The following is a 6,763-nucleotide window of genomic DNA, read 5'->3' on the forward strand; positions in this document are numbered from 1 at the left end:
GGCGCCGGGTGGAACGGGTTCAACGTGCTGCATCACGCGGCCGGCCGCGTGGCGGGGCTGGATCTGGGCCTGGTGCCCGGGCCGGGCGGGCGCAGCGCCGCGGGCATGATGAGCGGCGGGGTCGACGTGCTGTGGCTGCTGGGGGCGGACGAGTTCCATACCGCGCGGATCGGGCCGGAGACATTCGTGATCTATCAGGGCCATCATGGCGACGCGGCGGCGGCGCGGGCCGACGTGATTCTGCCGGGGGCGAGTTTCGCCGAGAAATCCGGCACGTACGTGAATACCGAGGGGCGCGTGCAGCGCACGTTCCGCGCAGTGATGCCGCCGGGCGACGCGCGGGAAGATTGGCGGATTCTGCGGGCGTTTTCCGAAGTGGTGGGCAAGACTCTGCCCTATGATACGCTGGAGGCGCTGCGCGAGCGGATGGCGCTGGCCAACCCGGTCTTCCGCGTGATCGGCGGTGTCGAGGCGGTGGACGTCACGGGCCTGGGCGGTCCGGCGGGCGAGGCGCGGGGCGTATCGGGCGCGCCGTTCCGCCCGATATTCGACGATTATTACCAGACCAATCCGATCTGTCGGGCCAGCCCGACGATGGGCGAATGTTCGCGGATCTATGTCCATGCCGGGATCCAACCCGGGATCGAGGCGGCGGAGTAGGGCGACGTGGCGCATTTCTTTCTGCACACACTGATCGGCCAGGTGATCCTGACCGTCCTGGAGGCGCTGGCCGTTCTGGTGCCGCTGCTGCTGGGGGTGGCGTATCTGACCCTGGCCGAGCGCAAGGTGATGGCGGCGATGCAACTGCGCAAGGGGCCGAACGTGAACGGCCCGTTCGGCATGCTGCAGGCCTTTGCCGACGCGATCAAGATGATCACCAAGGAGACGGTCATACCGGCGGGCGCCAACCGGTTTCTGTTTCTGTTCGCGCCCTTCCTGACCTTTTCGCTGGCCATGGTGGCCTGGGCGGTCATTCCCACCAACAATGGCTGGGCGGTCGCGAACATCAATGTGGGCGTGCTGTACCTGCTGGCGATTTCCTCGCTGGGGGTCTACGGCATCCTGATCGCGGGGTGGGCGTCGAATTCCAAATACGCCTTCCTGGGCGGGCTGCGCTCGGCCGCGCAGATGGTGTCGTACGAAGTGTCGATCGGGCTGGTGATCGTGTCGGTGCTGCTGGCGGTCGGCAGCCTGAATTTGAACGACATCGTGCTGGCGCAGCGGCATGTCTGGTTCTGCCTGCCGATGTTTCCGATGTTCATCGTCTTCTTCATCTCGGCGCTGGCGGAAACCAATCGCGCGCCGTTCGACCTGCCCGAAGGCGAGAGCGAGCTGGTGGCCGGGTTCTTCGTCGAATATTCGGCGCTGGCCTTCGGTCTCTTCTTCCTGGGCGAATATGCCAACATGTTCCTGATGTCGGGAATGGTCAGCATCCTGTTCCTGGGCGGCTGGCTGCCGCCGGTCGGGATCGCGCCCTTTACCTGGATTCCGGGGCCGCTGTGGCTGATCGCGAAAATCCTGTTCTGCCTGTTCGTCTTCATCTGGGTGCGCGCGACGTTTCCGCGCTACCGCTATGACCAGTTGATGCGGCTGGGATGGAAGGTGTTCCTTCCGTTCTCGCTGGTCTGGATGGTGCTGACGGCAGGCTTCCTGATGGCGACCGGGCTGCTGCCCCAGGGAGGAGCGAGCTGATGGGATATCTGGACCGGACTGTCCGCTCCTTCCTGCTGGCCGAGCTGGTGGCCGGCATGGGGGCGACCTTGAAGGCGTTCTTCAAGCCCAAGGCCACGATCAACTACCCTTATGAAAAGGGGCCGCTGTCGCCGCGCTTTCGCGGCGAGCATGCGCTGCGCCGCTATCCGAACGGCGAGGAGCGGTGCATCGCCTGCAAATTGTGCGAGGCGACCTGCCCCGCCGAGGCGATCACGATCGAGGCCGAGCCGCGCGAGGACGGGTCGCGGCGCACCACGCGCTATGACATCGACATGACGAAATGCATCTATTGCGGGCTGTGCGAGGAAGCATGTCCCGTCGATGCGATCGTCGAAGGCCCGAACTATGAATTCGCGACCGAGACGCGCGAAGAGCTGATGTACAACAAGGAAAAGCTGCTGGCCAACGGCGATCGCTGGGAAAGCGTGCTGGCGCGGCGGCTGGAGCTCGATGCGCCTTATCGCTGAGAGGTCCGGCCCGGCGATCGTGCCGGTCCCGGCGGGACGGCGCGGCGCGCGGCGGCGGCAGGAGGAAAGAGCCATGCGGCAGGAAGGTCACCGATGATGACCCAAATCGTCTTCTATGTATTTGCGACGGTGCTGGTCCTGTCGGCCGGGATGGTGGTCAGCGCCCGCAACCCGGTCCATTCGGTACTGTTCCTGATCCTGGCCTTCTTTAACGCCGCGGGGCTGTTCCTGGTCGCGGGGGCCGAGTTTCTGGCGATGATCCTGGTCATCGTCTATGTCGGCGCGGTGGCGGTGCTGTTCCTGTTCGTCGTCATGATGCTGGATGTGCGCTTCACCGAAATGCGCGAGGGGCTGCAGCGTTATGCGCCGTTCGGGGCCGCGGTGGGCGGGGTGCTGCTGGCGGAGCTGGTGCTGGCTTTCGGCCATTGGCGGGTCGCGTCGCAGATCGGCGCGATCGGCCATCTGGTGCCGGCGCCGGGGCGGAGCAACACGGCCGCGCTGGGTGACGTGCTTTACACGCACTATGTCTTCCTGTTCCAGGCCTGCGGGCTGGTGCTGCTGGTCGCGATGATCGGGGCGATCGTGCTGACCCTGCGCGAGCGGCCGATGGGGCGGCGGCAGAATATCGAGCGCCAGCATGCGCGCACCGCGACGGAATCGCTGGAGATGATGGCCCTGCCGCTGGGCGGAGGGGTGATCGGCAATGGCGGATTCCTGCGGCCGAAGGAGTCCTATTTCATTGCCTCCGTCCCCGGATCCTACGGCGTGGCGGACGAGATCGCGCCGGAGGCGGCGACGCGGGCCGAAGGCGCTGCGGACCAGGAAGGAGCGGCGCGGTGAGCGGCGGTTTGGGAAGCATCGGCATCGGGCCGTATCTGGCGGTCAGTGCCGTCCTGCTGGTTCTGGGCGTGTTCGGGATTTTCCTGAACCGCAAGAACGTCATCATCATCCTGATGTCGATCGAGTTGATCCTGCTGTCGGCGAACCTGAATTTCGTCGCGTTTTCTTCGGCGCTCGGCGATCTGTCCGGGCAGGTCTTCACCTTGTTCGTCCTGACCATCGCGGCGGCGGAATCCGCGATCGGGCTGGCGATCGTGACGGTCTATTTCCGCAATCGTGGATCGATCGAGGTCGAAGACATCAGCATGATGAAGGGGTGAGCGGATCATGGAAACGGCATCCAACCTTTTCGAGATCGCGGTTCTTGCCCCGCTGTTCGGCTCGGCCGTCGCGGGCCTGTTCGGCCGGGTGACGGGCGACAGGGTCGCGCAGGCCCTGACCACCGTGCTGATGGTCGTCTCGGCGGGCTGCGGCATCGGCGCGCTGTACGCCGCGCTGCATGCCGGCGGCACCCCCGCCGTGGTGTCCCTGGCCGATTGGATCCGCGCGGGCAATTTCCATGCCGCCTGGACGCTGCGGATGGATACGCTGTCGCTGTCGATGGTGGCGATGGTCGGCTGCGTGTCGGCCTTGGTGCATATCTACAGCACCGGCTACATGGGGCACGAGAAGGTCCCGACCTATCGCTTCTTCTCGTACCTGTCGCTGTTCACCTTCGCCATGCTGATGCTGGTGACGTCCAACGACCTGATCCAGCTATTCTTCGGCTGGGAAGGGGTGGGGTTGGCCAGCTATCTGCTGATCGGATACTGGTACGACCGGCCCAGCGCGAACGACGCGGCGATCAAGGCGTTCGTGGTCAATCGCGTGGCCGACCTGTTCTTCCTGGTAGGGGTGGCCCTGCTGTTCGTGGAATTCGGTTCCGTCACCTATGACAATATCTTCGCCCTGGTGCCGGCGCATGGCGACGACGTCTATCACCTGTTCGGCATCCATCGGGTTTATGAGGTGATCTGCACGCTGCTGTTCATCGGTGCCATGGGCAAGTCGGCGCAATTGTTCCTGCACACCTGGCTGCCGGACGCGATGGAAGGCCCGACGCCGGTTTCCGCGCTGATCCATGCGGCGACCATGGTCACCGCCGGGGTGTTTCTGATGGCGCGCATGTCGCCGCTGGTGGAATTCGCGCCCTATACCAAGGATTTCATCCTGTTCATCGGGGCGACGACCTGCTTCTTCGCCGCCACCGTCGGGCTGGTGCAGCCGGACATCAAGCGGACCATCGCCTATTCGACCTGCTCGCAACTGGGCTATATGTTCATGGCGGCCGGGGTCGGGGCCTATCAGGCGTCGATGTTCCATCTGACGACGCATGCCTTCTTCAAGGCGCTGCTGTTCCTGGGAGCGGGATCGGTCATCCATGCCGTGCATGACGAGCAGGACATGTTCCGCATGGGCGGGCTGTGGAAGAAGATTCCGCTGACCTATGGCGCGATGTGGGCGGGCAGCCTGGCGCTGGCGGGGATTTTCCCCTTCGCCGGCTACTGGTCGAAGGACGCGATCCTGGAAGCGGCCTGGATGGCGCATAGCGGCCTGGGCTTCTATGGCTGGGTGCTGGGCTGCATCACGGCCTTCCTGACGGCGCTGTATAGCTGGCGGCTGTTGTTCCTGGTCTTTCACGGTACGCCGCGCGATGCGCATCTCTACGAGGGCGCGCATGAAAGCCCGCTATCGATGACGCTGCCGCTGGTGCTGCTGGGGCTGGGGGCCGCGCTGGCCGGCCTGCTGCTGGCGCCGCATTATGTCGGGGCCGGGCAGGCGGATTTCTGGGCCGGGGCGATCGTGAACGCGCCGGGCGACACGGTGATCGCGACCCTGGAGCAGACGCCGGAGCTGATCGCGCTGGTGCCCAGCATCGCGGGGATCGCGGGGATTGCCGTGGCTTATCTGTGCTATGTGGCCCGACCGGCGATCCCGGCCGGCCTGGCGCGCGGCATGCGGCCGCTGTACCTGTTCCTGCTGAACAAATGGTATTTCGACGAATTATATGACCGCATCTTCATCCGGCCCTATCAGGCGCTGGCGCGCCTGTTGTGGAAGGGCGCGGATGAAGGGGTGATCGAGGCCATACCCGCCGGGCTGGCGCGCGTGACCGCTGGCACCGCGGCGCAGGCGGTGCGCACGCAGACCGGGTCGATCGCCATCTACGCGTTCACGATGCTGATCGGGCTGGTGGTGCTGGTCTCGACCCTGCTGATTATCCACTGATCTCCGGGAAACGGGTGTAAGCGATGAACTGGACACTTGCTCTGCCGGAAATCGTCCTGGCGTGCTGCGGCCTTGCGATCCTGGTCTTCGGCGTGGTGCAGACGAAGGCGCAGCCTTTCCTGTCCTGCGCGATGCTGACGATCGCGTCCTTCGTGGTGACGGGGTTCCTGGTCCTGACCACGCCGGACGGGGTGGGATACAACCATATCTTCGTCAATGACGACTTCGCCCGCTTCATGAAGATCCTGAGCCTGGCGGGCGGGGCGCTGGCCACCATGCTGACGGTGGGCCATGCGCGCGCGATGAAGGTCGAGCGGTTCGAATTTCCGGTGCTGCTGCTGTTCTCGACCCTGGGCACCATGATGATGGCGTCCTCGGGCAACCTGATGACCCTGTTCATCGGGCTGGAATTGTCGTCGCTGGCCATCTACATCCTGTGCGCCTTCGCGCGGGACGAGGTGGCGGGGGCCGAAGCCGGGCTGAAATATTTCGTGCTGGGGTCTCTGGCGTCGGGCCTGCTGCTCTATGGCTCGGCGCTGGTCTATGGCTTTGCCGGGACCATGGAATACGGCGCCATCCAGCAGGCGCTGGGCGCCGAGGGCGCGGTGCCGCTGGGGCTGATGTTCGGCATCGTGTTCATGCTGGCGGGCCTGACCTTCAAATTGTCGGCGGTGCCGTTCCATATGTGGACGCCCGACGTCTATCAGGGGGCGCCGACCTCGGTGACGGCGTTCATGGCGGGCGCGCCGAAATTCGCGGCGTTCGCGCTGCTGCTGCGGGTGATGGCCGGGCCGTTCGGCCATGTGGCGCCGCAATGGCGGATGCTGGTCGAGGCGATCGCGATCCTGTCGATGCTGTTCGGCGCGGTGGCGGCGATTCCGCAGAAGGACATCAAGCGGCTGATGGCCTATTCGTCGATCGGCCATATGGGATATGCGCTGATGGGGCTGTCCGCCGGCACGCCCGAGGGGATGCGCGGAACGCTGGTCTATCTGGCCACCTACCTGCTGATGAATGTCGGCGCCTTTGCCGTGATCGTCGCCATGCAGCGCAAGGGGCGCGGCCTGACCGCGATTTCCGACCTGTCCGGCCTGGGGCGGACGGACCCGGGGCTGGCGATGGCCATGGCGATCTTCATGCTCAGCATGGCGGGGCTGCCGCCGCTGGCCGGATTTTTCGGCAAGATGATGGTGTTCTATGCCGCGCTGAATGCCCATCTCCATGTCCTGGTGCTGGCCGGTGTGGTCAGCAGCGTGATCGGGGCCTATTATTATGTTCGCGTGGTCAAGGTGATGTTCTTCGAGGATGGCGCGCCGTCCTTCGACCGGCGGCCGCTGTCGCTGTCCTTCCTCTCGGTGGGGATGGGAGTGGCGACGGTCTGCTTCCTGCTGGTATGGGGACCGGTTTCGAGCGCGGCGCAGGCGGCGGCCCTGGCCCTGTTCAGGTGACGGCGGTCGGCTTGCCCCGGCCGCCCG

At 65.2% G+C, this 6,763-nt stretch carries 7 protein-coding genes; all 7 read left to right on the forward strand.

The genetic code is table 11. The annotated features are described in order from the left end of the window. On the forward strand, window positions 1-660 hold a 660-nt coding region (locus tag HUK84_RS08230), incomplete at its 5' end, for a molybdopterin-dependent oxidoreductase (protein WP_176639865.1). Window positions 661-666: 6 nt separating this feature from the next. After that, window positions 667-1,692, forward strand: a complete 1,026-nt coding sequence (gene nuoH / locus HUK84_RS08235; RefSeq protein WP_176639866.1) for an NADH-quinone oxidoreductase subunit NuoH — start codon at window positions 667-669, stop codon at window positions 1,690-1,692. After that, a complete protein-coding gene (nuoI, locus tag HUK84_RS08240; RefSeq protein ID WP_176639867.1) occupies window positions 1,692-2,180 on the forward strand; it encodes an NADH-quinone oxidoreductase subunit NuoI in 489 nt (162 codons plus the stop codon). Before nuoH ends, nuoI begins: the two co-directional genes overlap by 1 nt. Before the next feature lie 93 nt (window positions 2,181-2,273). Continuing rightward, on the forward strand, window positions 2,274-3,020 hold the full coding sequence (locus HUK84_RS08245; protein ID WP_176639868.1) for an NADH-quinone oxidoreductase subunit J: 747 nt from the start codon (window positions 2,274-2,276) through the stop codon (window positions 3,018-3,020). Beyond that, window positions 3,017-3,340 (forward strand): NADH-quinone oxidoreductase subunit NuoK, encoded by a 324-nt coding sequence (gene nuoK, locus HUK84_RS08250; protein ID WP_317135262.1) that lies wholly within the window; start codon window positions 3,017-3,019, stop codon window positions 3,338-3,340. Before HUK84_RS08245 ends, nuoK begins: the two co-directional genes overlap by 4 nt. 7 nt (window positions 3,341-3,347) lie before the next feature. Next, entirely contained in the window at window positions 3,348-5,288 is a 1,941-nt protein-coding gene (nuoL, locus tag HUK84_RS08255) for an NADH-quinone oxidoreductase subunit L (protein WP_176639869.1), read from the forward strand. 23 nt (window positions 5,289-5,311) lie between these two features. Then, window positions 5,312-6,736 (forward strand): NADH-quinone oxidoreductase subunit NuoN, encoded by a 1,425-nt coding sequence (gene nuoN, locus HUK84_RS08260; protein WP_176639870.1) that lies wholly within the window; start codon window positions 5,312-5,314, stop codon window positions 6,734-6,736. Window positions 6,737-6,763: the final 27 nt, after the last annotated feature.

The sequence above is a fragment of the Nguyenibacter vanlangensis genome, from assembly GCF_013376155.1.
In the GTDB taxonomy this organism is placed as follows: Bacteria; Pseudomonadota; Alphaproteobacteria; order Acetobacterales; family Acetobacteraceae; genus Gluconacetobacter; species Gluconacetobacter vanlangensis.

What these genes read in the sequence shown, in the direction of transcription:
- HUK84_RS08245 (WP_176639868.1), top strand. Translation starts at nt 2,274, where the DNA reads ATGATGACCCAAATCGTCTTCTATGTATTTGCGACGGTGCTGGTCCTG.
- nuoL (WP_176639869.1), top strand. Translation starts at nt 3,348, where the DNA reads ATGGAAACGGCATCCAACCTTTTCGAGATCGCGGTTCTTGCCCCGCTG.
- nuoN (WP_176639870.1), top strand. Translation starts at nt 5,312, where the DNA reads ATGAACTGGACACTTGCTCTGCCGGAAATCGTCCTGGCGTGCTGCGGC.
- nuoI (WP_176639867.1), top strand. Translation starts at nt 1,692, where the DNA reads ATGGGATATCTGGACCGGACTGTCCGCTCCTTCCTGCTGGCCGAGCTG.